Below are 23,865 nucleotides of genomic sequence, written 5' to 3'. Positions count from 1 at the left end.
ATGCAACCGACGTGAAGGAAATGGTAGGCAAAATAAGCGTTGAGAGAACCGATCAACCCGCGTTCGCCGCCACGAACATCAGCCAACCCCTTAGCTGAATGGGCCTGTCGGCTCTCTCTCGCTTACGTCTGGCACTGCCTTCTTGCATTCATGGATGTTGAATGCAGGAGGAATACGATACCCAGGTAAGAACTACTGCCCTCAGTAAAATCTGCCCGTGCATCACTCGTCGTTGAGATAATTGATGATTTCCGCCTTAGATATCGAAAGCCCCCGTTTTCGATATTCGTCATCAACCGTCTCGCAATTTTTGTAGCTCTTCGCGTTAAAGACGTATATCCCAAGATTTCGGGATTGGAGGCATTGGCGGCAGGAGAGGAAGAGTGGGAATGAACAATGCCCCGGCAATTCCCTTTCACGCCGGACCGGAGCTGAGCCGGGCGATCAATCGCACCGATTTTTTCCGGCTGCTGAAGTCGGCCGCGCAGCACTACAACTTCGATCATTTCGCACTGGCCCGCATCTCCGAGGCTTCGGCCCCTTTCGCTGAACGCGATGTCGTCATCACCAATGTCGCCGAGCGGCGTGTCGGCCTTTTCATCACGACGTTGAAGGAAGCGCTGGGGACCGTCCGGGCAAAGTCCGCCCAGTTTCTGGCAACGCCGGTTCATGGCAGGAGCGTGCAGCCGGAAGACCATCGGTCCGATCTCGTTTTCAACGAGTTCCTGAGTGGCGTCTTTTTGTTCATCCCGCTGTTTACGCCGGAAGGGCGGCGCTATTGCCTCGTGCTCAGCGGCGAGCGTCAGGAGCCGGATCAGAGCGAGGTCGCCGATATGCTGCTCGACACCATGCGCATTTTCGACAAGCTTTATGAGGAAATCTTGACGCAGGAAATGTCCGGCCGGCTGACCCAGCGGGAATCGGAAATCGTCAAATGGACGAGCGAAGGCAAGACGTCGGCTGAGATCGCCATCATTCTCGGTCTTTCCGAACATACGGTCAATTCGCACATCACCGCGGCCGCGCGCAAACTGGACGCAGTCAACCGCGTTCACATGGTGGCGATCGCCTTGAGGAATGGTTTGGTTTCGTGACGCTGGTTTCGGGATTGAGGAAATGAGACGATGACCACCGAAACGGGCCGAAGGAACGCCGTAAAGGTTCTCTTTGTCGACGACGAATTTATCGAATTTCGTGCGCTCAAGAAGAAGATCGCCGATCTCTCCGAGCCGGCCGTCGAGGTTGAATATTCGCCGTCGATCGGTGACGCGCTGGAAAAGATCCGCTTGGCGCGTTTCGATCTCATTCTGCTCGACAACCGCCTTCTGCCGAACGCCGATTTCCGTGAGACGGTGCCGGAACTGCGCGGCATCGGTTACACCGGCCCGATCGGCGTCGTCTCGACCGATATATCGGGCGGCTATTTCCAGGAGTTCCCGAATTACGGCGTCGATTTCCGCATCGGCAAGGATGAAATCGATGCCCAGACGCTGCAGCACATCATCCGCGAATATGTGAACTACGACGTCCCGGATTTCTGGAAGGACGATTACAGCATCTGAAAAGATGCGCGCTGTAATCTCAGGCGATCGGAAGGCGGATGACGAAGCGGCTGCCGCTCGCATCCGAATGCTCGAGACTGAGATCGCCGCCAAGCGCCTTGAGAAACTCCTGCGCCGTCGTCAACCCCAGGCCGGCGCCCTGGACCACTCCCGCCTTCGGCAATTTCCAGAACGGCTCGAATATCCGCTCCTGATGAACCGGTTCGATGCCCGTCCCATTGTCGGAAATCAGGATAAACCAATCGGTCCCCTTTCGCTCGGCCGCAATGGTCACATGCGGCGGCGCTTCGCTGCGATAGGTGAGGGCGTTGGTCAGCAGATGCCTCAGCACCAGGCCGAGCAGGGCAGGGTCGGTCCGGATGGAGGGCAGGCCTTGGCATTCAAGCCTCGCATTGCGCACCGCCGTTTCGTCGGTCAATTCGCCCCAGACATTTTCGGCCAGCGCCTGCAGATCGACCTCCTCTGGCGTCACCTGAGGTGTTCCACCGGCTAGACTCATCAATGCCTTGGTGAGGCGCTGCGCGACGTGCGCCTTTTCCATGATCATCCTGAGGCTTTGAAGCTGTTCGCCATCAAGCGTTTCCTCGAGATCGTCGAGCAACAGCTCGGCATACATGGCGATATGGCGCAGCGGCGATTGCAGGTCGTGTGAGGCGGTTGCGAGAAAACGCTTGATGCGCTCCTCGCTGTTATCGTCCGTTTCCGGCGGGTTCGTCGGGTTGGATGACATCTGGTGTTCCCCGATCTCTGCTACAGCGCCACGCGTCTTTTCCAGACGCGCAAAGGACACTGTAATCCTTTGAATCGCTGCAGGATTTTATTCTTGCAGTCACCGACAATAGAAAGAGGGCGCCGGTTCTGCAACCGACGCCCTCTTCAAGATGCGTTTACAGGCGGATTTAGCTCGCCGACTTGCGCGGGCGACCCTGTTCCGGCGGGATGATTTCGACTGCTCCATCGGTTGCCGGTGCCTTGGCGTGGCGGCGGCGCCAGTCGCCGAGGAAGAGCAGGATCGGTGCCGCGATGAAGATCGACGAGGCACCGGCCACGAGAATGCCGAAGACCATCGGGATCGCGAAGCTCGAGACGGCGCTGCCGCCCCAGATCGCCATCGGCACCAGCGCGAGGAAGGCCGTCGCATTGGTGTAGAGGCTTCGTGCCAGGGTCTCGTTGATCGACTTGTCGATGATTTCGCGCAGTGGCATCGACTTGTAGAGCCGCATGTTTTCGCGCATGCGGTCATAGACGACGACCTTGTCGTTCACCGAGTAACCGACGAGCGTCAGGATGGCGGCGATGGCCGTCAGGTTGAAGTCGAGGCCGGTGATCGCGAAAAAGCCGATCGCCTTGGTGACGTCGAGCACCAGCGTGACGATGGCGCCGACGGCAAACGGCCATTCGAACCGCACCCAGATGTAGATGAGCATCGCAAAGCTGGCGATGACCACCGACAGGATGCCGGCCCAGGCAAGCTCACCGCTGACCTTCGGACCGATGACATCGGTGCCCTCGACGGTGGCGCCCGGATCGATCTTGGCGACTTCGGCCTTCAGCTTGGTCACCGCCGCCGTCTGCGCCTCTTCGCCGCCTTCCTGCCGTTGGGCACGCACAAGAATGCTGTTTTTGTCGCCGAAGGACTGCAACGTGATTTCGCCGAGGCCGAGGGTGTTCAGGCCGTCGCGAAATGTGCCGAGATCGGCCGGGCCGCTGGTCCTGACGGACATCTGGATGCCGCCGCGGAAATCGACGCCGTAGTTGAGACCCGGATGAATGAAGAGGATAACCGAGGCAATCGAAAGCAGCGCCGAAACAGTGACGCCGAAGAAGCGCGCCTTCATGAACTGAATGTGCTTGTCATAGGGGCTGAACGGGATCAGCGGCCGGATGTTCAGCACCTTGAGCTTGCTGCGGCGGGTGATCTCGATCATCGCGACGCGCACGAAGGCGACCGAGGTGAACATCGAGATGATCAGGCCGAGCGCCATCGTCACGGCAAAGCCGCGAACCGGCCCGGAGCCGAAATAAAACAGGATGGCCGCGGCGATCAGGGCCGTCATGTTGCCGTCGATGATGGTCGAATAGGCACGGCGGAAGCCGGTGTCGATGGCGGCGAAGGCGCTCTTGCCCTTGCGCGTTTCCTCGCGGATGCGTTCATTGATCAGAACGTTGGCGTCGACTGCAAGGCCGATGCCGAGCACGACACCGGCAATGCCCGGCAGCGTCAGCGTCGCACCCACCAGCGTCAGGGCCGAGAAGGTCAGGATCGTGTGGATCAGCAACGCGATATTCGCCAGAATACCCCAGCTGCCATAGAGAACGAAGATGAACAGTGCGACGAGCGCAAAGCCGACGAGGCCGGAGTAAATGCCCATCTTGATGGCGTCGGCGCCGAGGTCGGCGCCGACAGTGCGTTCCTCGATGACCGTCAGCTTGGCGGGCAGGGCGCCGGCGCGCAACATGGCGGCAAGCGTCGTTGCGCTGTCGGCCGAGAAGCTGCCGGAGATCTGGCCGGAACCGCCGGTGATCGGCTCGCGGATATTGGGTGCGCTCAGCACCTTGTCGTCGAGGACGATGGCGAAGGGATTGCCGACGTTCTGACGGGTGATTTCGGCAAAGCGGGTCGCGCCGGCGCTGTCGAAGCGGAAGCTGACAACCGGCTCATGCGTGTTCGGGTCGAAGCTGACGCGGGCATCGGAAAGGCGGTCGCCGGAGAGTTCGACGCGGTCGAGGACAGCATAGGACCGGCCTTCCTCATCCTGCATCATGGTGACGCCCGGGCCGGGCTGATTGTTCGGCGCCACCATGTGGAACGACATCTTCGCCGTGGAGCCGAGAAGTTGGCGCAGCCGCGTCGGATCCTGCGCGCCCGGAAGCTGGACGAGCACGCGGTTGGCGCCGATGCGCTGGATGGTCGGCTCGGAGACGCCGACCTGGTCGACGCGCTGACGGATGACTTCAAGGCTCTGCTGGACGGCATTGTCGACATTGGTCGAGATGCCGGCCGGCGAGAAGCCGATGGTGATCGTGGCGCCGTTGGCGATGACATCAAGATCGGTCTGGCCGGCGCTGATGCCGGTGCTGATCGGATTGGCGAGCGTCTTGAGGTCGGTGACCGCGGCATCGCTTTGCGTGGCATCGGCGAGCGTCACGACGATCTGGTTCTGGCTGCGGACGACGGCCTTCGGCTGGATGCCCTTTTCGCGCAGCACACGGCGCGCGTCCTGAAGCAGCGATTGCAGCCGCTCCTTGGTCAGGTCCGCTTCGTCGACTTCCAGAACGAGATGCGAGCCGCCACGAAGGTCGAGGCCGAGCGACACTTGTTCATGCGGCAGCCATGCCGGAACGCGCTGAAGGACGGATTGCGGCAGGACGTTCGGCAGGGCGATCAATAGGCCGAGAAAGATGATCACCGTATAGGTGAACACCAGCCATGGTGAAGTACGCATGTTGTATTCCTTAGATAATCGGGGGCCGGCGCTCGGGCGCTGGCGGCATGTCGTCAGATGTCGGAAGCGCCTCGGCGCAAACGTCAGGCAGCAGCCGGCGGTGCGCGCGGTTGATGGGTCCTGGAGACCGCGGCATGAAGCGGAGCCTCGGATGCCGGAAAAGCGGCCGATATGTTCCAGCCGGTAAAATCGACAATCGGTGCAGCGACAAGGGCAGGCGATCCGGCATCATGGGCTGCCTGCTTCGGCGCAAGCTTGCGCTCGGTGGCGAGCAACCCGCGCACGGCATCGCGCGCGGTCAGCTGCGGCGGCTGCGGATCCCGGCCGGAGGAGGAAAGCGTATTGACGGCAGCGGCCGGCGAAATGACCAGATTGCCGCCGAAAAGCAGGCCGAGATAGGCAAGGATGGCAACGAGGAGAGAAGCGGCGACACGGTTCGTCAGACGGTGCTGGTCCAGCTCCATCTGCTCCGTCCCGGCTATGTCACTCCCGTATCGGCTCAAAAGCGCGCCAATCTCTCATTCTCTTTGCGGCGGAGCGGCATCCGCCAGGATAATTGTATCAGGCCCACGCTCGTCTTCATAGGGCACACTCTCATGATGCACTTGGGCGAGCCGGTCAACCATACCAAGCGCGATTTCACGCTCGCCCATGATGACGGTGTCGGCGCCATAGTGCTTCAATTCATCGACCTCGGCGTCGGAATGGGCGCGGGCGACGATGAGGATCGAGGGATTGACACTGCGCGCCTGCTCGGCGATGCGGCAGGCCTCGAAGGCGTTCGGGATGGCGATGGCAATGCTGCGGGCGGCGGAAAAATTGGCGAGGTCGAGCGTTTCCCGCATCACCGCATTGCCCATCAGGGTTTCGATACCCTGAGCTTTCAGCTCGCCGATGCGCTTATCGGAATCCTCGATGACGAGGAACGGTGTGCCTGACGATTTGAGATTCTGCCCGACGATGCTGCCAACCCGCCCGTAGCCGACGAGAATGGCGTGGCCGCTAAGAGCGGTCGGGTGTACCTCGTCGTCTTCGGGCAGCACCTCCTCCTGCGCTGCGATCGCATCTGCAGCGAGAGGGGCCGCTGCCACCTCTTCCCGCTTTGCACCGTCCAGGAGCGGCCGCGCGCGGTCGCAGAGGAAGAACAACAGCGGATTGAGGATGATCGAGATGATGGCGCCGGCAAGGATCAGGTCGCGGCCTTCCCCCGGCAGCAGCCCGAGTTCAACGCCGAGGGCGGCGAGGATGAAGGAGAATTCGCCGATCTGGCCGAGGCTGGCCGAAATCGTCAGCGCCGTGCTGAGCGGCTTCTTGAAGGCGAGCACGATCAGCAGGGCGGCGACGGATTTGCCGATAACGATGATGAAGACGGTGGCAAGGATCGGCAGCGGCTTGTCGATCAGGATGTTCGGATCGAACAGCATGCCGACCGAGACGAAGAACAGCACGGCGAAGGCGTCGCGCAGCGGCAGGCTTTCCTGTGCGGCGCGATGGCTGAGCTCGCTTTCGGCAAGCACCATGCCGGCAAAGAAGGCGCCGAGCGCCAGCGACACGCCGAAGAGCTTTGCCGCTCCGAAAGCGACGCCGAGCGCGATCGCCAGCACTCCCAGCCGGAACAGTTCGCGAGACCCGGTATGGGCGATGCGGTGCATCGTCCATGGAATGAGCTTGCGGCCGAAGACCAGCATCAGCGCCACGAACAGCGCCACTTTCACCAGCGTCATGGCGATCATGCCGCCGATGCCGAGATCGAGTCCGAATAGGCGGCTCAGCGCGGCCGAGAGCGGCTCGACAGGCGCGTGACCCTCGCCGCCGATGCTGGCTGCGGCGGGGATAAGCACCAGCGCCAGCACCATGGCGAGATCTTCGACGATCAGCCAGCCGACGGCGATCCTGCCGCGCTCCGTTTCGACCAGGCGCCGCTCCTGCAGCGCTTTCAACAGCACCACGGTCGAAGCGACCGAAAGCGCCAGGCCGAAGACCAGACTGCCGCCGGTCGGCCAGCCCATGAAAGCGCCGAGCCCCCAGCCGAGCAATGTTGCAAAGGCGATCTGCGCGATCGCGCCGGGCACGGCGATGCCACGCACCGACAGCAGGTCTTTCAGCGAGAAATGCAACCCGACGCCGAACATCAGCAGGATGACGCCGATTTCGGCGAGTTCAGGCGCCAAGCTTTGATCTGCCACATAACCCGGCGTATGTGGCCCTACCAGCACGCCGGCGATCAGATAGCCCACCAGCGGCGGCATCCGCAGCCGATGGGCAAGCGCGCCGAAGATGAAAGCCAGCACGAGGCCGCCGACGATTGTCGAAATCAAGGGCGTATCGTGTGGCATTGCAGTCTCCCGATCTGGAAATCCCGTTCGTAATATGACATATATGGTCTATATCGACCAATATGGGTAAATTAGCATTATGGGTCAAGGCGCAAGAGAAACAATTCTCACTCCCGCACTCTGCCGCGCGGCACGCGGTCTGCTTGATTGGACCCAGACTGATCTTGCCGACAGGGCCGCGGTCTCGCGCAGCACCATCCGCGATTATGAGGGGCGCCACCACGACATCCACCGCGCGACGGAGGCGCAACTGCGCCTCGCCTTCGAGGAAGGCGGCGTCAAATTCGTCGAGGTCGATGGGGCGGGTACCGGCCTCTGCCTGTCCACGGCATAATTCTTCAAATCGGAATCGATTTAAGGATAAGCGAGACATGAGAATCTGAAAAATCGTGGCGTACTTCAGGGCGCCAGGCAGGCGGCGGAGACCTTGTAGATGGAAAGCGCCTTGCCCTTGTAGTTGCCTTCGCTCGGCTGCCAGTTCTTCAGAACCTCGGGTGTCTCGGTAGCGCAGGTCAGGGACCCGTCCGTCAGGAAAAGCACCTTGCCGGTGATGTCGGCAGGCAGAGCGAATTCCTGCTCGTAATAGCTCTCCGGAAGGCCGGCCGGCGCCCGCGCATAGATCCGGTAGGATGCATCGCGCAGCGTATAGAAAAGATCGGCGACCATGTCGCGATTGTCGGTGACGATGATGTCGGTGCCGGCCTGAGCCGCGAGTGCGGCGGCCTCGCGACTGACCTCGGCGCGGCCGAGATAGCGCTTCATCAGCGCGTCGCCGTTCGGCAGCAGCAACTGCTGCGGAAAGATCGTCGCCAGCGGAAACAGCAGGCTGGCGATGCCGTTGATGGTGAGCGACAGCCTCAGGCCCTTTGGCCACATCCGATAAAGCAGCCAGACGGCAAGGATGGTCCCGGCGACATAGGCGGTCACCGCCCAGTTCGCATAGGCCTTGGCGACCGTTGCCTGCAGCGTGATCAGCAGCACCACCGGCATCGACAGCCAGACCAGCATCTTTTCCCGATCGTCGCTCCTGCCCTTGATCATGCGATAGACCGCCCAGAGCATCGCAAAGAAGATGATCGGCCCGACGACGCCGAATTGGGCGGAGAAGAATTCAAGCCCGCGACGGAGATTGATGCCGAGTTCGCTCCAATGGGCGATGTCCTGCGTATGCCGCACCGTCGTATTGTTGTGCTGCAGGTTCCACCAGAGGTTTGGCAAGGCAACGACCGCCGCGACCGCGACCGCAATGATCAAATCCCGGACGGCGATGCGCGCCGCCGGAATGAAGAGGAGAGCAAGCGCGCCGCCCGGAACGACGAACAGCACGGCATATTTCGTCAGGAAGGCGAGGCCGACGCTAAGGCCCATGACGAGCGCCAGCCCCACCGAGCGCCGCCGCGTCAAGCCGAAACAGGCAAGCAAGGTGATCGCGATGAAGAACAGCAGGATCACGTCGGTCGAAAAGAACACCGAGGAAAGTGCGACGCCGGGGAGCGTAATATAGCTAGCGCCCGTCCAGCCTTCGATCTCCGGGCCGACGAAACGCTTTGCAACCTTCATCAAAACCAGTGCCGCCGCCATGTGGATCAGCGGCCCGGACAGCCTGATCCAATAGATGGCGTTGGAGCCGGAAAGCTCGGTCATCGCCCGGATCACCCAGGCAATCATCGGCGGCTTGGAATAATAGCCGAGATCGAGATTCTGCGCCCAGAACCAGTACTGCGCCTCATCGACGAAAAGGTCCGTCTGATCGAAATGCAGCGTGACGACGCGCCAGAGCGTGAAGCCAACAACGATGAGGAGACCAGATCTGGGGGACATAAGCGAGAGTTCCGCTGACATGAAAGGCGCGAGTGCGATACACCAAAGGTGCCGGACTGCCAACGGGGAAGGATGGGTTCAAAGCATGTCGCGCAGAAGTGTGCCGCGGTTTTGCGATAACGACATGCGTAAAATCAAAGGGCTAAAGCGCAGGGACCGCATCGTAAAGATGCGACGCGCATTAGAACACCCGAAGCGCGCGGATATCGCGGTTTGCGGCGAGAAAATCGAGGCGGGCAACGGCGGCGAGCAGCGTCATTGCAATTAAGCAGGAACCCAATCCGAGAATCATTGCTCTGTCCTTGTCGACGTCATGTCTTGGTTATCGACCGGCGTATAACATGGAGCTTGCGTGTGCCTTGTAGCAGCCGTGCAACTCCGCAGCAGTATTTTCTGTGAGCGGCCTTGAAATGCTTCAAAAGCCGGCACTGCGGAAGGCTTATTAACCTTCAAGCAAGGAATTAACCATAAACATTGGTTTACACGTCGGAATGGGAAGATGCACTCGTTCCCACCAGGCATGACGCCGTCCCGCCGTACCGGGTTGATCCGGTATCCATCTCTTCAGACAGCTCCGAAACATAGCTGATCAGGGGGCTTCGATCCGCCGGTTGCGACCGGTGGTGAGGACCGTCTCCAGACTTGCGTTCACCGGATGCTGCGAAAGTTTTGAACCGGGCATTCGCCTGGAAAGTGGGTTGGGGACAGGCGTTGAGGCAGGACATGCCATCAGATCAGGCTCGTGGAGCGCAAGCAGGCAGCTTGCGCGACCGCCTGCGCTTTGCCGGTGTGGAAGCCGACCAGTGCGAGCTGGTGCGCCGCAACCGGCCGGCCCTCGAAGCACATTTGAAGGCAGGTCTGAGAGATCTCTTCCACAGGTTCCAGTCATTCCCCGACGCCGCGCGCAATTTCGAGAGCGAACGCCAGGTCGAGCGGCTGCATGATCTGCAGTCCTCGCATTGGGAGGTGCTGACGGATGCACGGTTCGACAGCCTCTATGCCGAGCGCGTCAAAGTTCTCTCCGATACCGAAAGCAAGATCGGCCTCGATCCGCGCTGGCACGTGGCCGGCCATGGCGTCATGCTGGAGCATGTCGTTTCCGGTCTCGCCGAGGAAATTGCCGGCCGTCCGCTGCTGCCGTCTGCCAAGCGTCGCACCCGCGAAATCTCCGATCTGATGACGGCGATCATCCGCATCGTCATGGTCGATGTGGAAATCGCCGTCTCGCTCCGCTTCAACGCGCAGCGCGCCGCTGAGAGCCGCGCGCTTGCCGATCAGCGCGCCGACAACGAGGCCGAGATCGTCAGGGTCTTCGGCGATGTCGTCGAAGGCCTTTCCGGCCGCGACCTGACGCGGCGCGCCCCCGTCGACGGAGCCCATGCCGCGATCGCCGCCGCACTGAACGGCGCATTGGATGGCCTCCAGGCCGAGTTCACCGCCATCACCGAGCGCACGCTCAAGGCCGAAGCGGCGACAGGCGCGCTTGCCGGCCTGTCCAGGCAGTTCGCCGGCACGGCTTCCGGCCAGGCCGACCGGCTGCAGCTTTCTGCCGCTGCCCTTGCCGGTATCGCCGGCAGTGTCCGCGACGGCGCTGCCGACAGCCGCACTGCCGAACAGGCCGCCGCCTCGACGCGCGCTGCCGTCGAGCAAAGCGGCGAGGTCGTCGGCCGCGCGATCAGCGCCATGGCCGATATCGAGCAGTCGGCCGAAAAGATCGGCCAGATCATCGGCGCGATCGACGAGATTGCCTTCCAGACCAATCTTCTGGCGCTGAACGCCGGCATCGAGGCCGCTCGCGCCGGCGATTCCGGCCGCGGTTTTGCCGTCGTCGCCCAGGAGGTCCGCGCGCTGGCCCAGCGCTCGGCCGAAGCCGCCCGCGAGATCAAGACGCTGGTGACGACGACTAAGGCGCAGGTCGACGCCGGCGTGCAGATGGTCGGCCGCACGCAGGATTCGATCGGCAGCATCGTGCGTCAGGTCACTGACATCAATGCCGCCATCGCCGGCATCGCGACCCGAACCGGAGAACATGCCGCAAGTCTCGACAGCGTGACTTCAGACGTCAAGGGCCTGGGTGGCGAAGTGGCGGACAGCGCCGGCCTTGCGGAGCGCTCCGCCGAAGGCGCCGACCACCTCCACACAGTCATTCTGGAACTCGGTCAGACAATTCGCGAATTCCGCATCGCCCGGGAAAACGCCAATGCCGGGCGCCCGGCACCGGTTCGTGTGACGCCGACGCGCGCCATTGAGATCGCTGCCCGCCCGGCTGTGGTCGAAGACGAATACGAAAATGATGATTTTAGCCTTTCGCAGGCCTTCGCAAGCGTCGGAGGTGGGCGGAATGTTTACTAACCTATCGGATGATTGCCTCAGCTCGTCTTCTCGGGCCGGCGACAAGGGGACAAGGAAAAGCTGATGGCAGCAAAGAAGAGTGGCAAGACGCTGGATTTGACAGCGGTGCTCGACCTCAACGAGGCGTCCGCCTTGCGCGATAAACTCCTCTCCCTCAGGGGCAGTGGTCTGTCGATCGACGCTTCCGGCGTCGAACGGATCGGTGCTCTTTGCGCCCAGGTTCTGATGTCCGCCGAGAAGACCTGGGAGCAGGACAAACAGCCATTCACCTTCTCCAAGGTGTCCGATGCATTTCAGAAAACCATGCAGCTGGTGGGCGTCAATTTTGATCACCTGCTTGCCAAGGAGATTCGGCAATGAAGAAAAAAGTTCTTACCGTGGATGATTCCCGCACCATCCGAAACATGCTTCTCGTGACGCTGAACAATGCCGGCTTCGAGACGATCCAGGCGGAAGACGGCATCGAGGGTCTCGAGGTTCTCGAAGAGTCCAATCCTGACGTCATCGTGACCGACATCAACATGCCGCGTCTCGACGGTTTCGGCTTCATCGAAGGTGTCCGCCGCAACGAAAAATACCGGGCGATCCCGATCCTGGTCCTGACCACCGAAAGCGACGCGGAGAAGAAGAACCGCGCCCGCCAGGCCGGTGCCACGGGCTGGATCGTCAAGCCTTTCGACCCGGCCAAGCTGATCGATGCCATTGAGCGCGTAACCGCTTAAACCCAGGATTTGCACCGATGGATATGAACGAAATCAAAGAGATCTTTTTCCAGGAGTGCGAGGAACAGCTCGCCGAGTTGGAATCCGGTCTTCTGAAATTGAATGATGGTGATCGCGATCCGGAAACCGTCAATGCGGTGTTCCGTGCCGTGCATTCGATCAAGGGTGGCGCCGGCGCCTTCGGCCTTGATGATCTGGTCGCCTTCGCCCATGTTTTCGAGACCACTCTCGATTGCGTTCGATCCAACAAGCTTGAGCCGACCCAGGACGTCCTGAAGGTGATGCTGAAGTCGGCAGACGTGCTCGCCGACCTGACGAATGCTGCGCGCGACGGCGGCAGCGTCGATGAAAGCCGCAGCCGAAGCCTCGTCAAGGAGCTCGAGGCGCTGGCCAATGGTGAATTGCCGTCCCCTTCGGCTTCGGCAGAGGCGCCGGTGGCCGCAAAGCCCGTAGCCAAGGCCGTTCCGGCCGCTGCGGCGCCGACCCCCAAGCCGACCGACGACAGCGGCTTCCAGCCGGTCCCCTTTTCCTTCGACGATTTTGGCGGCGAGGGCGATGCGGGCTCCGGCATGCCGGCCTATGAAATCATCTTCAAGCCGCGCTACGAACTCTATTCCAAGGGCAATGACGCCACGCTGCTGCTGCGCGACCTCTCGCGCCTCGGCGAAATGACCATCTATTGCAATACCGATGACCTGCCGGGGCTTGAGGAACTTGATCCCGAAGGCGCTTACTTCTTCTGGAACGTCACGATCAAGACGGACAAGGGCGAGGACGCCATTCGCACCGTCTTTGAATTCGCCGAGTGGGATTGCGAACTGACGGTGAAGCCGGTCGAAGAAGCAAGGGCCGACGCGACCAGCAACGACGAACTGCCTATGGTGCCGGTTCCTTTCGATCTGTCGATCCTGGATGAGAGCGGCGCAACGGAAGAAGTTTCCGCCTCCGACGCAAGGGCCGAGGAGAGGGCTGCCGCCGTTGCCGCCGCCGAGGTCGCCTCCAACGTCACGCAGATGGCCTCAGCCGCCGCCCGTGTCGAGAAGAAGGAATCGGCCGCCGCCGCCGCAGCCGCTGCAAGTGCTGCCGCCCAGAACAACGCCGCAGCCGGCGCCGGCCAGACGATCCGCGTCGATCTCGACCGTGTCGACCGCCTCATCAACCTAGTCGGCGAACTGGTCATCAACCAGGCAATGCTGTCGCAGAGCGTCATCGAGAACGACACGACCGGCACCTCCTCGATCAATATGGGTCTCGAAGAGCTGCAGCAGCTCACACGCGAGATCCAGGACTCGGTCATGGCGATCCGCGCCCAGCCGGTCAAGCCGGTGTTCCAGCGCATGTCGCGTATCGTCCGCGAAATCGCCGACATGACAGGCAAATCGATCCGTCTCATCACCGAAGGTGAAAATACCGAAGTCGACAAGACGGTCATCGACAAGCTGGCCGAGCCGTTGACCCACATGATCCGCAATGCCGTCGACCACGGCATTGAAACGCCTGAAAAGCGCGCAGCCGCCGGCAAGAACACCGAAGGCACGGTCCGCCTGACCGCCAAGCATCGTTCGGGACGCATCCTGATCGAGCTTGCCGATGACGGCGCCGGCATCAACCGCGAGAAGGTCCGCCAGAAGGCGATCGACAACGACCTCATCCCGGCCGATTCCAACCTGTCGGACGAAGAAATCGACAACCTGATCTTCCTGCCGGGCTTCTCGACGGCCGACAAGATCTCCGACATCTCCGGTCGCGGCGTCGGCATGGACGTCGTCAAGCGTTCGATCCAGGCGCTCGGCGGCCGTATCAACATCACCTCCAAGCCCGGCCACGGCTCGGTCTTCACCATGAGCCTGCCGCTGACGCTCGCCGTCCTCGACGGCATGGTGGTCACCGTCGCCGGCCAGACCTTGGTCGTGCCGCTGACTGCGATCGTCGAAACCCTGCAGCCGGAAGCGGCCGCGATCCACTCCTTCGGCGCAAACCACCGGCTGATCTCGATCCGCAACAGCTTCTGCCCACTGGTCGATGTCGGTCGCATCCTGAACTTCCGTGCGACCCAGGCCAACCCGGTCGAGGGCGTGGCGCTTCTGGTGGAATCCGAAGGCGGCGGCCAGCGCGCCTTGATGGTCGACGCCATCCAGGGTCAGCGCCAGGTGGTCATCAAGAGCCTGGAAGCCAACTACACCCATGTGCCGGGCATTGCTGCCGCGACCATTCTCGGCGACGGGCGCGTCGCTCTCATCCTCGATGTCGACGCGGTTGTCGGCGCTTCGCGCGGCCAGTCGCTCAAAGCGGAAATGTCGCTAGCAGCGGTAGGATAAGGCAATGTCGTACGCCGTGAAAAATCTGAACGAGGGGGACCGCGAGCTGATCGCGTTCCGCATCGGGGATCAGGAATTTTGCGTGAACATCATGTCGGTTCGTGAGATCCGGGGCTGGACCCCGGCGACCGCGATGCCGCACTCGCCTGCCTATATGCTCGGTGTCATCAACCTGCGCGGCGCGGTGTTGCCGATCATCGACCTTGCTGCCCGGCTCGGCATGAAGCCGGCCGATCCGACTGCCCGTCACGTCATCATCGTCGCCCAGGTCTGGCGCAAGGTCGTCGGCCTGCTGGTCGATGCCGTGTCCGATATCCTGACCGTGACCGACGAGACCGTCCAGCCGACGCCCGAAATCTCCTCCGAGCTCGAGCGTCAATTTGCCCGCGGCATTCTTGCCATCGACAAGCGCATGATCTGCCTGATCGAACTCGAAGCCCTCTTTCCCGAGACCGAAAGCGAAGCCGCATGAACGCAATGGGCGCAAAAGATCACAGGCAGGGATCCGACGAGGTCCTGGCGAGCGGAGAATATCCGCTGACGCGCCGCGACCTCACGGAGATCGCCGCGATGATTTATTCGGATGCCGGCATCTTCCTCAACGAGACCAAGGCGTCGCTCGTCTATTCGCGCCTGTCGAAGCATATCCGTAATCTCGGTCTGTCCGGCTTCCGGGAATATTGCGAACTCGTCGCTTCGCCGGCGGGTGCCGCGCCGCGCCGCGAGATGCTCTCGCATCTGACGACCAATTTTACCCGCTTCTTCCGCGAAAACCACCATTTCGACCACCTGCGCGACCATGTCCTGCCGGAACTTCTGCAGCAGGCGAGATCGGGCGGCAGGGTGCGCATCTGGTCGGCCGCCTCCTCCGACGGCCAGGAACCCTATTCGATCGCGCTGACGGTGCTGTCGCTGATGCCGAATGTCGCCGATTACGACTTCAAGATCCTGGCAACCGACATCGACCCGAAGATTCTGGCGATCGCCCGGGCCGGCGCCTATGACGAAAGCGCGCTCGAAACCGTTTCGCCCGCCATGCGCAAGCAATGGTTCAGCGAAGTCGAGATCCAGGGCCGCAGGAAGTTCCAGGTCGACGACCGGGTCAAGCGGCTGATCACCTACAACGAGCTGAACCTGATGGCGCAATGGCCGTTCAAGGGCAAGTTCGACGTCATCTTCTGCCGCAACGTCGTGATCTATTTCGACGAGCCGACGCAGATGAAAATCTGGCAGCGTTTCGCCGGCCTGCTGCCGGAGGGCGGGCATCTCTACATCGGCCATTCCGAGCGTGTGTCGGGCGAGGCAAAACACGTCTTCGACAATATCGGCATCACGACTTATCGCTATACGGCCAAAGGTCTCGGGAGGAAGGCATGAGCGCTCCGGCAAGGGTTCTCGTTGTTGACGACTCCCCGACGATGCGGGGTCTGATCACCGCCGTCTTGAGTTCTGACCCCGAGGTCAACGTCATCGGCCAAGCCGGCGACGCGCTGGAAGCGCGCGAGGCGATCAAGCGGCTGAACCCCGATGTCGTGACGCTCGACATCGAGATGCCGAACATGAACGGTCTCGATTTTCTCGAAAAGATCATGACGCTGCGTCCGATGCCTGTCATCATGGTCTCGACAATGACCCACCGCGGCGCCGAGGCGACGCTTGCCGCACTTGAGATCGGCGCGTTCGACTGCGTCGGCAAGCCGGGGCCGGGCGAACTTCGGCCCTTCGGCGACCTCGCCGAGAAGGTTAAGGCCGCCGCGCGCACGCAGCGCCAGTTTTCGCAGCCGGTTGCCCCCGCAGCACCCCCGCCCTCCGTCGCCGATTTCCGCGTCGGCCGCAAGATCGTCGCGATCGGCTCGTCGACCGGCGGCGTCGAGGCGCTGATCGCCGTGCTGCAGAAGTTTCCGGCCAATTGCCCGCCGACGGTCATCACTCAGCATATGCCGCCGACTTTTACCAAGAGCTTCGCCGAACGCCTGAACCGCCTCTGTGCGCCGGTGGTGCAGGAAGCAACCGACGGCGCCCGGCTCGAAATCGGCAAGATCTATCTGGCGCCCGGCGGCGAGCGTCATCTCCAGGTCACCAGTGCCTCGGCGCCGTGCTGCCGTCTCGTTGACCGTGCGCCGGTCAACGGTCATCGCCCATCGGTCGATGTGCTGTTTGATTCGGTCGCGGAGCTGGCGGGCCGCAACGCTGTCGGCGTGATTTTGACCGGAATGGGCCGCGATGGCGCCGCCGGATTGTTGAAAATGCGCCACGCCGGCGCCAGAACACTCGGCCAGAACGAAAAAACCTGTGTCGTTTACGGAATGCCAAGGGTTGCCCATGAACTTGGCGCCGTTGAGCAGCAGTTGCCCCTGTCTGCCATCGGGGAAGAAATATTGAAAATGACAGCCGCCCGAAAGGAAGGGACCGAATAAAATGTCGATCGCGGAGAAAATCAAAGTTCTGATCGTCGACGATCAGGTAACGAGCCGGTTGCTGCTCAGTGACGCGCTGACCCAGCTCGGTTTCAAGCAGATCACGTCCGCAGGCGACGGCGAGCAGGGCATGAAGATCATGGCCGAGCAGCCGCACCACCTGGTGATCTCGGACTTCAACATGCCGAAGATGGATGGCATCGGCTTCCTTCAGGCCGTGCGCACCAACCCGAACACCAAGAAGGCGGCCTTCATCATCCTCACCGCCCAGGGCGACCGGGCACTGGTGCAGAAGGCAGCCCAGCTCGGCGCCAACAACGTGCTCGCCAAGCCGTTCACGATCGAGAAGATGAAAGCGGCCATCGAAGCCGTGTTTGGAGCCCTGAAATGATCACTGAGGGGGCAGCCCGCCGCGTGCACATCATTCAGGGCGAGTACAAGGTTCTGAACGATCCGAATGCGGTCCTCTCGACCATTCTCGGTTCCTGCGTGGCTGCATGCCTCAGAGACCCTGTCGCCGGCATCGGCGGCATGAACCACTTCTTGCTGCCCGGTTCGGCGACGTCGCCGACATCAGGCGGCGATGCAACCCGTTACGGCGTGCATCTGATGGAACTGCTGATCAACGGCCTCTTGAAGCAGGGCGCCCGGCGCGACAGGCTGGAGGCCAAGATCTTCGGCGGCGCCAAGACGATCTCGACATTCTCCAATGTCGGTGAGCAGAACGCGGCCTTCGCCATGCAGTTCCTGAGGGATGAAGGCATTCCGGTGGTCGGCTCCTCCACCGGCGGAGACCATGGACGCAAGCTTGAATTTTGGCCCGTCTCCGGTCGTGCCCGGCAATACCCCCTGACCGGCGCCGAAACGCAGAGAACCGTCGCTCTCGAGCAGCGCCCCGCCGCTCCGCCGAAGCCCGTCGAAACCAGTATCGAATTTTTTTGATGGCGAGGATTTTCATATGACATTTAACCCGGTGATGGAGCCGCCTGCGCCTGTCGAGGCGTTGAGCGACATCCTGATGCGCATCGTTTCCGAACTGCACGATGTCGCCTATCTCATCGAGCGCATCGAGCCGCAGCTTCTCGAGCTCGGCGGCGCCGAAATCCTCAATGCGCCGGATGCCATGAAGGTCATGCAGGGCATCGATCTCGCCGTGCAGAAATCGCGTGGCCTCGCCGAGTTCATCGACACCATCACCGGCGAAATCCCGCACGGCTGGGCAGTCGACGTTGCCACCGCGCTCAGCCTCGTCAAGCTGGCAGAAATGCAGAAGGCATTGGGTGGCGCCACACGCCACGGCCATTCCCAGCCCTTGAGCAAGGCAGCCGGCGACTTCGATTTCTTCTAAGGCGCATCGCGTCAAACCGGATTCATACGGCGCTTCAAGTCTTGATTTGTGGATGTTGTTTCCCAAAACCGCTGCGAAGTTTTGGGACGCATTCATTCGGCCCTTTTTTGCTCCCGCCGGCGCTTCACGAAACGCTCGCACAAGTTTCGCCGACTATTCGTCAGCTGAGGCAATCAGCCTGCTTTGTCTTTGACGAATCGTGCGAGAACAGAATGAATCTGTTAAATCAATTAGTTCAGATCTTTAAAAACTTCAGTTCCCTTGGCCGAACACGCCTGATGATTCTCGGAGGCGTCGGTGCCGCCTCCATCGCAATCGTTCTTGCGGCCGCCCTTTTCGTCAACAAGCCGGCACAGGAAACGCTCTATGTCGGTCTGGATTCGCCGGACCTCAACCAGATCAGCATGGCGCTTGCCGAAGCCAACGTCGATTTCCAGGTCGGTACGGATGGCACCAGTATCAGCGTCCCCGCAGGGATGACCGGCAAGGCCCGGCTGTTGCTTGCCGAGCGCGGCCTGCCGAACAGCGCCAATGCCGGTTACGAACTCTTCGACAATGTCGGCTCCCTCGGCCTGACCTCCTTCATGCAGGAGGTGACGCGGGTTCGAGCGCTGGAAGGTGAAATCGCCCGCACCATTCAGTCGATCTCCGGCATCACCGCCGCGCGCGTGCATATCGTCATGCCGGAGGTTGGAAATTTCCGAAAGGCGGAGCAGAAGCCGACCGCCTCCGTCATGATTCGCGCCAGCGCCACTACCGGGCGCAGTGCAGCGACCTCGATCCGCCACCTCGTCGCCTCGGCCGTGCCGGGGCTTGACGTCGATGACGTGACCATCCTCGATTCCGCCGGTCAGTTGCTCGCTTCCGGCGATGAAGCGAGCAACAGCTCGCTGAACCGCTCGCTGACCATCGTCCAGAACGTTCAGCAGGAAGTCGAATCCAACATCGACAAGGCGCTGGCACCCTTTCTCGGCATGGACAACTTCCGTTCCAGCGTCACCGCCGATCTCAACACGGACGCCCAGCAAATCCAGGAAACGACCTACGATCCCGAATCCAAGGTCGAACGCTCGGTCCGCTCGACGAAGGAAGCCCAGCAGTCGCAGCAGAAACAGTCGGACAGTGCAACGACAGTCGAGCAGAACATTCCGCAGGCGGCTCCCGAGGCCGGCGGCTCCGCCGGGCCTGAATCGCAGGACAAGTCCGACAAGCGCGAAGAGCAGACCAACTACGAAATCAACAGCAAGACGACGGCGACGACCCGCAACAGCTACAAGGTCGAGAAGCTGTCGATTGCCGTGGTGGTCAACAAGGGTCGCATTGCCAAGATGGTCGGCGAGCCCGCCGACCAGGCCAAGATCGATGCCTATGTTGCCGAAATGCAGAAGATCGTCGCTTCGGCGTCCGGCATCGACGCTAAGCGCGGCGACGTGGTCACCGTCACCGCCATGGACTTCCTTGAGAACCAACTGCTCGAAGACGCCACCGGTGGTGTCCGCGTCATGGATATGCTGAGCCGCAACCTCGCCGGCATCATCAACTCTCTTGCCTTCGTCGCGGTCGCCTTCGTGGTGGTCTGGATGGGCCTGCGGCCTCTGGTGCGCAGCGTCAGCGGCAATGGCAGCTCCTCGGTTCTCGGCGACGCCACGCCGGAGGCGGCCGGCCTCGAGCTTCCGGACTTCGCGCCCTCCGCAGGCGCGCCCGGAGGAGCCCTCATGGACGGCTTCGGCTCCGACTTCGGCTTCGACAGCACCGAGGATCTGCTCAGCCTCGGCGACGACGACGGAAACTTCAATCGCCGCGTCAAGGAAGGCCCGGAGCGCAAGCTCTCCCGCATGGTCGAGATCAACGAGGAACGCGCCGCGAAAATCCTCCGGAAATGGGCGATCGACGAGGCAGCGTGAGAAAAAAAGGCCGGGCAACCGGCCTTTTTCATATGTGCGCCAGGCTTGATTTCCTGCAACGGGATCGTTGTCGGTTCCCGCAAACAAATGACGGACCGCTCACCGGTGCTGGTCTGGAAGACGTAACTGTAAATGTCGGGCATTCAGCATCGGAACCAGGAATAGATCCGACCGCACCGGAGCATGATGCCGAAAAGTGTCGCCGTAGAGAAATTTATCAAGGCGAACTCGCGTAAAACGCGAATGACGTTGCGATACCCCCAGAATCACCTTAGCCTCCCCTATATCTTGAGGGGTGGAATTGGTCATCGAATCAGGGCATGGGCGGCAGCGAAAGTAAATCCTTAGAAGTCGGAGATGGTGATTTGCATCGGCTGGCTTACCCTTGGGTGATTCGAAATGGGCTTCGAGCGGAACTTCAACTGAATCCCATACAGAAAAATTGCTGTTGCACCGAGTTCGATCGTTTCTCAGCCGCAGGACATTGCCAATGGATATGAACGTAATTCAGGTGAGCAAAGGCGAGAGGCAGATGGCGAATTTCGCAAGCGCGGTGGTGCCGGATCTGTTGCCGCGCGATCAACTCCTCCAACGCCTGCACGGCGTCGCCAACACTGGCAGGTTGCAGTCCGGTCTGCGGGCGCTGACCGAGTATGTGGGTGCTTCGCACTACCTTCTGGCGCGCTGCGATCTCCTCCAGGAAAGTGGTCTCGATTTCATTGTTTCGTCGGATTGGCCCTTTGATCTGGTCAGGGGTATCGCCAATGATCTGGTTCGCGGCTATGCCCGTTCGACGGAGCTGGAAAAATGCATGCAGGTGTTCCAGCCGAATTTCGCTCTTATGCCTGACAATGCCGACGTGCCGGACGGCGCCAGCCGTCAATATTGTTCTCTCACCTTCAATGTCGGCCGGTCGCGGCTGGCCCTGATGTTCCTGTTCGGCGAGGGGTTCATCCTTTCGCCGGAGCGCCTGCGAGATGTGGGCCTGCTTGCGGGTTATGTCGCGAGTTTCCTCCGCTGCGGTGGTACGAGGGTCGACCGCGATTTCGAATTGACGGACCGCGAGCTGGAATGCCTCTTCTGGATCGCCGAGGGCAAGACCAGCGACGAGATCGCCATGATCCTCGGAATCTCCCGCAATACCATCAACAACTACATCACCAGTGTGATGCGCAAGACGGCGACCAAGACCCGGTCCGAGGCGATTGCCTTCGCCGTCCGCAATAATCTCGTATAGGGGGATCTATGGGGCATCCATCAGCCAGGACGATGAGCAGCGCCGAGCAGCTGCGCATGGTGCGTGTGAACAGGATTTCCAGCCGGTCCGATCTTTTCCCGCGGCTGATTGCGATGCAGAAGCTCGCCGATGCTCAAGGGTTCGCGATTTTCCGAGTCAGCGGCTCGGGTCTTCCAGCAAAGCAGCGCCTTGTCTGCGAACTCGAGAACTGGGGGTCTTCCAATGCCGGTTTCGGCAAGGCCTTCACGGATGCCTATGGCGATATCCTTCTCGAACATATCGAGAAGTCTTTGTTGCCGCTCTCATGGGCCGGCGGTTACGACCGTGCGGCACCTGGTCCTGCGGACTTCGCCCCGTTCATGACGCGGCTGCAGGACGGTATTGTGCCTTTTTCCGGCCTTGCCTTTCCAGTGCGGCTCGGCGCTGTCGGCAACGGGTTCATCCTTTTCACCGGCGATGAAATTGATCCCTCTAGCGATACGATCGTCGAGCTGCACGGTCGCTGCTGCCATATCATGATGGATCTGCTCTCGCTCGACGAACGCCGCACGGCCACCGCCGAGGCGCTCAGCGAACGCGAGATTGCCTGTCTCCAGCTCGCCGGCGACGGTCGCATCAGCGAAGAGATCGCCGACAAGCTCGGCCTGTCCGTGCACACCGTGAACGCCTATCTCGGCTCGGCGACCATCAAACTCGATTCCGTCAATCGCATCCAGGCGATCGCCAAGGCGATCCGGCTCGGCTACATCAGCTGAGGCCCCGCGGGCAGGGCTCTTTCACTTTGAAAAACGTTTGCGACTGTCGGCCGATGCGCTGTCGAAGGATGGATGAAAGCTTGGTTGTGCTGGAGATGTCAGCCCGCCAGCGCCTGGGGCGACTGATTGACGTTGTAGCGCGCTTCCCGGAGGCTCTTTTGGAGGAAAACGGTGTTTTCGTCGGGATCGGCCGAGGGATTCTGGAAAGCGATATGGTTGATCTCGATGCCGGCGTGATCTTCGGCAAGCGTCAGCTGTGCATAAACGGTGACGCCGCGCGGCTTGATTTCCAGATCGAGAACGACTTCCGGCTTGCCGCCCCATTCCAGCGTATAATTGCCGCCCAGGCCGAAATTCACCGTGCCTGGATGAAAGAAAAGCTCCGCCGCCGAAGCGACGAGATCGGAAAGGTTGCCGTAATACTCGAAGCGCAGCAGTGAGATAAGGTCAGAAGCATCCAGAAGGCGCAGTTCCGTGGCGACCGGGCTGATCGCAACTGCGAGGATCTTTTCACGCTGGGTAGAGTGGGGGCATTTTTTCATTCGGCTTATCTTACCCGTTTGTTCTTGGCATCTGCGGCGTAGACCCGGTGGATCAGCTCCGCAACGGCCTTATAGAAGACTGACGGTATGACACTATCGATCGAGACTTGCGCAAACATGGAGCGCGCAAGCGGCGGATCCTCGAACACCGGGATGCCGTTTTTTTCGGCAATCTCCCTGATTTTGAGCGCAATGAGGTCCTGGCCCTTGGCCAGCACCACCGGCGCGTCGTTTTCTTCGCGGGCGTAGCGCAGCGCCACCGCATAGTGCGTCGGGTTGGCGATGACGAGCGTCGCCCGATCGACATTGGCGATCATCCGCCGGCGCGCGCGGTCGCGCATCAGCGAGCGCTGCCGGCCCTTGACGAAGGGGTCGCCCTGCGCCTGCTTGTTTTCTTCCTTGATCTCGTGCCGCGTCATCTTCAGCTCGGTGAACCAGTGATGGCGCGTCCAGAAGACATCGGCGATCGCCACGATCGCGGTGGCGATCAGCACGACGATGATGATCTTGCGCATCGCTGTCGAGATCCGCACCAGGATCGTCTGCGGGTCGGAGAACATCGCGTCGATCGAGCTGAAATATTCGCTCCTCAGCACGAAAAACAGGATCACCCCGACGACGACGACCTTGAACAGCGATTTTCCGAACTCGACGAGGCCCGGCAGGCTGAAGAGCCGTTCCCAGCCTTTAGCGGGAGAGATGCGCGACGCTTGCGGCCGGATGCGTTCAAGCACCGGCGTCGGCAGGTTCTGGAAGATGGAGGAGGCGATTCCGAACACCATGAACAGAATTAAGGCGGGCGCCAGCAGTGCCGCACATGCCCAGCCGAGCTTGACGAACAGCGAAAGCGCATCCGGCCCCGTCTCGATCTTCCACTGGTCGGGTTGCTCAAAGATGTCGCGCAGCGTTTCAGTCATGCGCCCGACACTGTCGGGAAGGAAGAACACCAGATAGATATAGGTGGCAAGGATGGTCGCGAAGATCGACAGCTCGCGCGAAAACGGCACGTTGCCTTTGTCAGCGGCATCGCTTTGCTTTTTCGCGGTCGGGGCTTCTGTTTTGCTGTCCTTGTCATCGTCTGCCAAGACGCGGCCCTCCGTAAAAT

The 23,865-nt window shown here is 61.2% G+C and carries 23 protein-coding genes; 16 read left to right on the top strand and 7 right to left on the bottom strand.

What is annotated here, in order from left to right:
• The first annotated feature begins 389 nt into the window (after positions 1–389).
• The gene (locus RCCGE510_RS21230; RefSeq protein ID WP_007633369.1) at positions 390–1,094 is read left to right on the top strand and encodes a helix-turn-helix transcriptional regulator; all 705 of its coding nucleotides are present in this window, start codon (positions 390–392) and stop codon (positions 1,092–1,094) included.
• Between the two features lie 30 nt (positions 1,095–1,124).
• Positions 1,125–1,562 (top strand): response regulator, encoded by a 438-nt coding sequence (locus RCCGE510_RS21225; RefSeq protein ID WP_007633368.1) that lies wholly within the window; start codon positions 1,125–1,127, stop codon positions 1,560–1,562.
• A 19-nt stretch (positions 1,563–1,581) separates the two neighbouring features.
• Here RCCGE510_RS21225 and RCCGE510_RS21220 read toward each other — a convergent pair whose 3' ends face one another.
• The 4 genes from RCCGE510_RS21220 to ybaL all read right to left on the bottom strand — a co-directional run bounded on the left by RCCGE510_RS21220 (position 1,582) and on the right by ybaL (position 7,344).
• Entirely contained in the window at positions 1,582–2,292 is a 711-nt protein-coding gene (locus RCCGE510_RS21220) for an ATP-binding protein (RefSeq protein ID WP_007633367.1), read from the bottom strand.
• Positions 2,293–2,461: 169 nt separating this feature from the next.
• The gene (gene secD, locus RCCGE510_RS21215) at positions 2,462–5,008 is read right to left on the bottom strand and encodes a protein translocase subunit SecD (RefSeq protein WP_007633365.1); all 2,547 of its coding nucleotides are present in this window, start codon (positions 5,006–5,008) and stop codon (positions 2,462–2,464) included.
• 83 nt (positions 5,009–5,091) lie between these two features.
• Complete coding sequence (locus RCCGE510_RS21210; RefSeq protein WP_007633364.1) at positions 5,092–5,472, bottom strand: hypothetical protein; 381 nt, start codon at positions 5,470–5,472, stop codon at positions 5,092–5,094.
• 54 nt (positions 5,473–5,526) lie between these two features.
• Positions 5,527–7,344 carry a YbaL family putative K(+) efflux transporter gene (gene ybaL / locus RCCGE510_RS21205; protein ID WP_007633363.1) on the bottom strand — a complete coding sequence of 606 codons (1,818 nt, stop codon included), beginning with the start codon at positions 7,342–7,344 and terminating at the stop codon, positions 5,527–5,529.
• A gap of 79 nt (positions 7,345–7,423) precedes the next feature.
• Between ybaL and RCCGE510_RS21200 the strand changes: the two genes are divergently transcribed.
• Positions 7,424–7,678 (top strand): helix-turn-helix domain-containing protein, encoded by a 255-nt coding sequence (locus RCCGE510_RS21200; protein WP_007633362.1) that lies wholly within the window; start codon positions 7,424–7,426, stop codon positions 7,676–7,678.
• A 65-nt stretch (positions 7,679–7,743) separates the two neighbouring features.
• On the opposite strand, the gene RCCGE510_RS21195 is transcribed toward RCCGE510_RS21200, so the two are convergent.
• Positions 7,744–9,165: a glycosyltransferase family 39 protein gene (locus tag RCCGE510_RS21195; protein WP_007633361.1), complete on the bottom strand. Its 1,422-nt coding sequence runs from the start codon at positions 9,163–9,165 to the stop codon at positions 7,744–7,746.
• 723 nt (positions 9,166–9,888) lie between these two features.
• Here RCCGE510_RS21195 and RCCGE510_RS21190 point away from each other — a divergent pair.
• The 13 genes from RCCGE510_RS21190 (at position 9,889) to RCCGE510_RS21130 (ending at position 22,218) form a co-directional block, all read left to right on the top strand.
• On the top strand, positions 9,889–11,517 hold the full coding sequence (locus RCCGE510_RS21190) for a globin-coupled sensor protein (protein ID WP_037079374.1): 1,629 nt from the start codon (positions 9,889–9,891) through the stop codon (positions 11,515–11,517).
• A gap of 63 nt (positions 11,518–11,580) precedes the next feature.
• Positions 11,581–11,877, top strand: coding sequence for an STAS domain-containing protein (locus RCCGE510_RS21185; protein ID WP_007633356.1), 297 nt, complete (start codon positions 11,581–11,583; stop codon positions 11,875–11,877).
• Positions 11,874–12,239 (top strand): chemotaxis response regulator CheY1, encoded by a 366-nt coding sequence (cheY1, locus tag RCCGE510_RS21180; protein WP_003545492.1) that lies wholly within the window; start codon positions 11,874–11,876, stop codon positions 12,237–12,239. The genes RCCGE510_RS21185 and cheY1 overlap by 4 nt, the downstream gene beginning before the upstream one ends.
• A 17-nt stretch (positions 12,240–12,256) precedes the next feature.
• Positions 12,257–14,557 carry a chemotaxis protein CheA gene (locus RCCGE510_RS21175; protein WP_007633355.1) on the top strand — a complete coding sequence of 767 codons (2,301 nt, stop codon included), beginning with the start codon at positions 12,257–12,259 and terminating at the stop codon, positions 14,555–14,557.
• A 4-nt stretch (positions 14,558–14,561) separates the two neighbouring features.
• On the top strand, positions 14,562–15,029 hold the full coding sequence (locus RCCGE510_RS21170) for a chemotaxis protein CheW (RefSeq protein WP_007633353.1): 468 nt from the start codon (positions 14,562–14,564) through the stop codon (positions 15,027–15,029).
• Positions 15,026–15,934 carry a protein-glutamate O-methyltransferase CheR gene (gene cheR, locus RCCGE510_RS21165; protein WP_007633345.1) on the top strand — a complete coding sequence of 303 codons (909 nt, stop codon included), beginning with the start codon at positions 15,026–15,028 and terminating at the stop codon, positions 15,932–15,934. Before RCCGE510_RS21170 ends, cheR begins: the two co-directional genes overlap by 4 nt.
• Positions 15,931–16,974, top strand: coding sequence for a protein-glutamate O-methylesterase CheB (gene cheB / locus RCCGE510_RS21160; RefSeq protein ID WP_007633343.1), 1,044 nt, complete (start codon positions 15,931–15,933; stop codon positions 16,972–16,974). The genes cheR and cheB overlap by 4 nt, the downstream gene beginning before the upstream one ends.
• A 1-nt stretch (position 16,975) precedes the next feature.
• The gene (locus RCCGE510_RS21155) at positions 16,976–17,365 is read left to right on the top strand and encodes a response regulator (protein ID WP_003556488.1); all 390 of its coding nucleotides are present in this window, start codon (positions 16,976–16,978) and stop codon (positions 17,363–17,365) included.
• Positions 17,362–17,916, top strand: a complete 555-nt coding sequence (gene cheD / locus RCCGE510_RS21150) for a chemoreceptor glutamine deamidase CheD (protein WP_007633342.1) — start codon at positions 17,362–17,364, stop codon at positions 17,914–17,916. Before RCCGE510_RS21155 ends, cheD begins: the two co-directional genes overlap by 4 nt.
• Positions 17,917–17,932: 16 nt before the next feature.
• Positions 17,933–18,322, top strand: a complete 390-nt coding sequence (locus RCCGE510_RS21145) for a hypothetical protein (protein WP_007633341.1) — start codon at positions 17,933–17,935, stop codon at positions 18,320–18,322.
• A 212-nt stretch (positions 18,323–18,534) separates the two neighbouring features.
• Positions 18,535–20,226: a flagellar basal-body MS-ring/collar protein FliF gene (gene fliF, locus RCCGE510_RS21140; protein ID WP_007633339.1), complete on the top strand. Its 1,692-nt coding sequence runs from the start codon at positions 18,535–18,537 to the stop codon at positions 20,224–20,226.
• Between the two features lie 490 nt (positions 20,227–20,716).
• Positions 20,717–21,463 (top strand): LuxR C-terminal-related transcriptional regulator, encoded by a 747-nt coding sequence (locus tag RCCGE510_RS21135; protein WP_007633337.1) that lies wholly within the window; start codon positions 20,717–20,719, stop codon positions 21,461–21,463.
• 8 nt (positions 21,464–21,471) lie between these two features.
• Positions 21,472–22,218: a helix-turn-helix transcriptional regulator gene (locus RCCGE510_RS21130; RefSeq protein ID WP_007633334.1), complete on the top strand. Its 747-nt coding sequence runs from the start codon at positions 21,472–21,474 to the stop codon at positions 22,216–22,218.
• 98 nt (positions 22,219–22,316) lie between these two features.
• On the opposite strand, the gene RCCGE510_RS21125 is transcribed toward RCCGE510_RS21130, so the two are convergent.
• Together RCCGE510_RS21125 and flhB are read right to left on the bottom strand one after the other, a co-directional pair.
• The gene (locus tag RCCGE510_RS21125; RefSeq protein ID WP_007633332.1) at positions 22,317–22,760 is read right to left on the bottom strand and encodes a hypothetical protein; all 444 of its coding nucleotides are present in this window, start codon (positions 22,758–22,760) and stop codon (positions 22,317–22,319) included.
• A 5-nt stretch (positions 22,761–22,765) separates the two neighbouring features.
• Positions 22,766–23,845 (bottom strand): flagellar biosynthesis protein FlhB, encoded by a 1,080-nt coding sequence (gene flhB / locus RCCGE510_RS21120; protein ID WP_007633330.1) that lies wholly within the window; start codon positions 23,843–23,845, stop codon positions 22,766–22,768.
• Positions 23,846–23,865: the final 20 nt, after the last annotated feature.

The sequence above is a fragment of the Rhizobium sp. CCGE 510 genome, from assembly GCF_000292525.1.
Lineage (GTDB): Bacteria > Pseudomonadota > Alphaproteobacteria > Rhizobiales > Rhizobiaceae > Rhizobium.
Note: the sequence above shows the minus strand (reverse complement) of the source record. Positions and strands in the feature narration are given on the sequence as shown.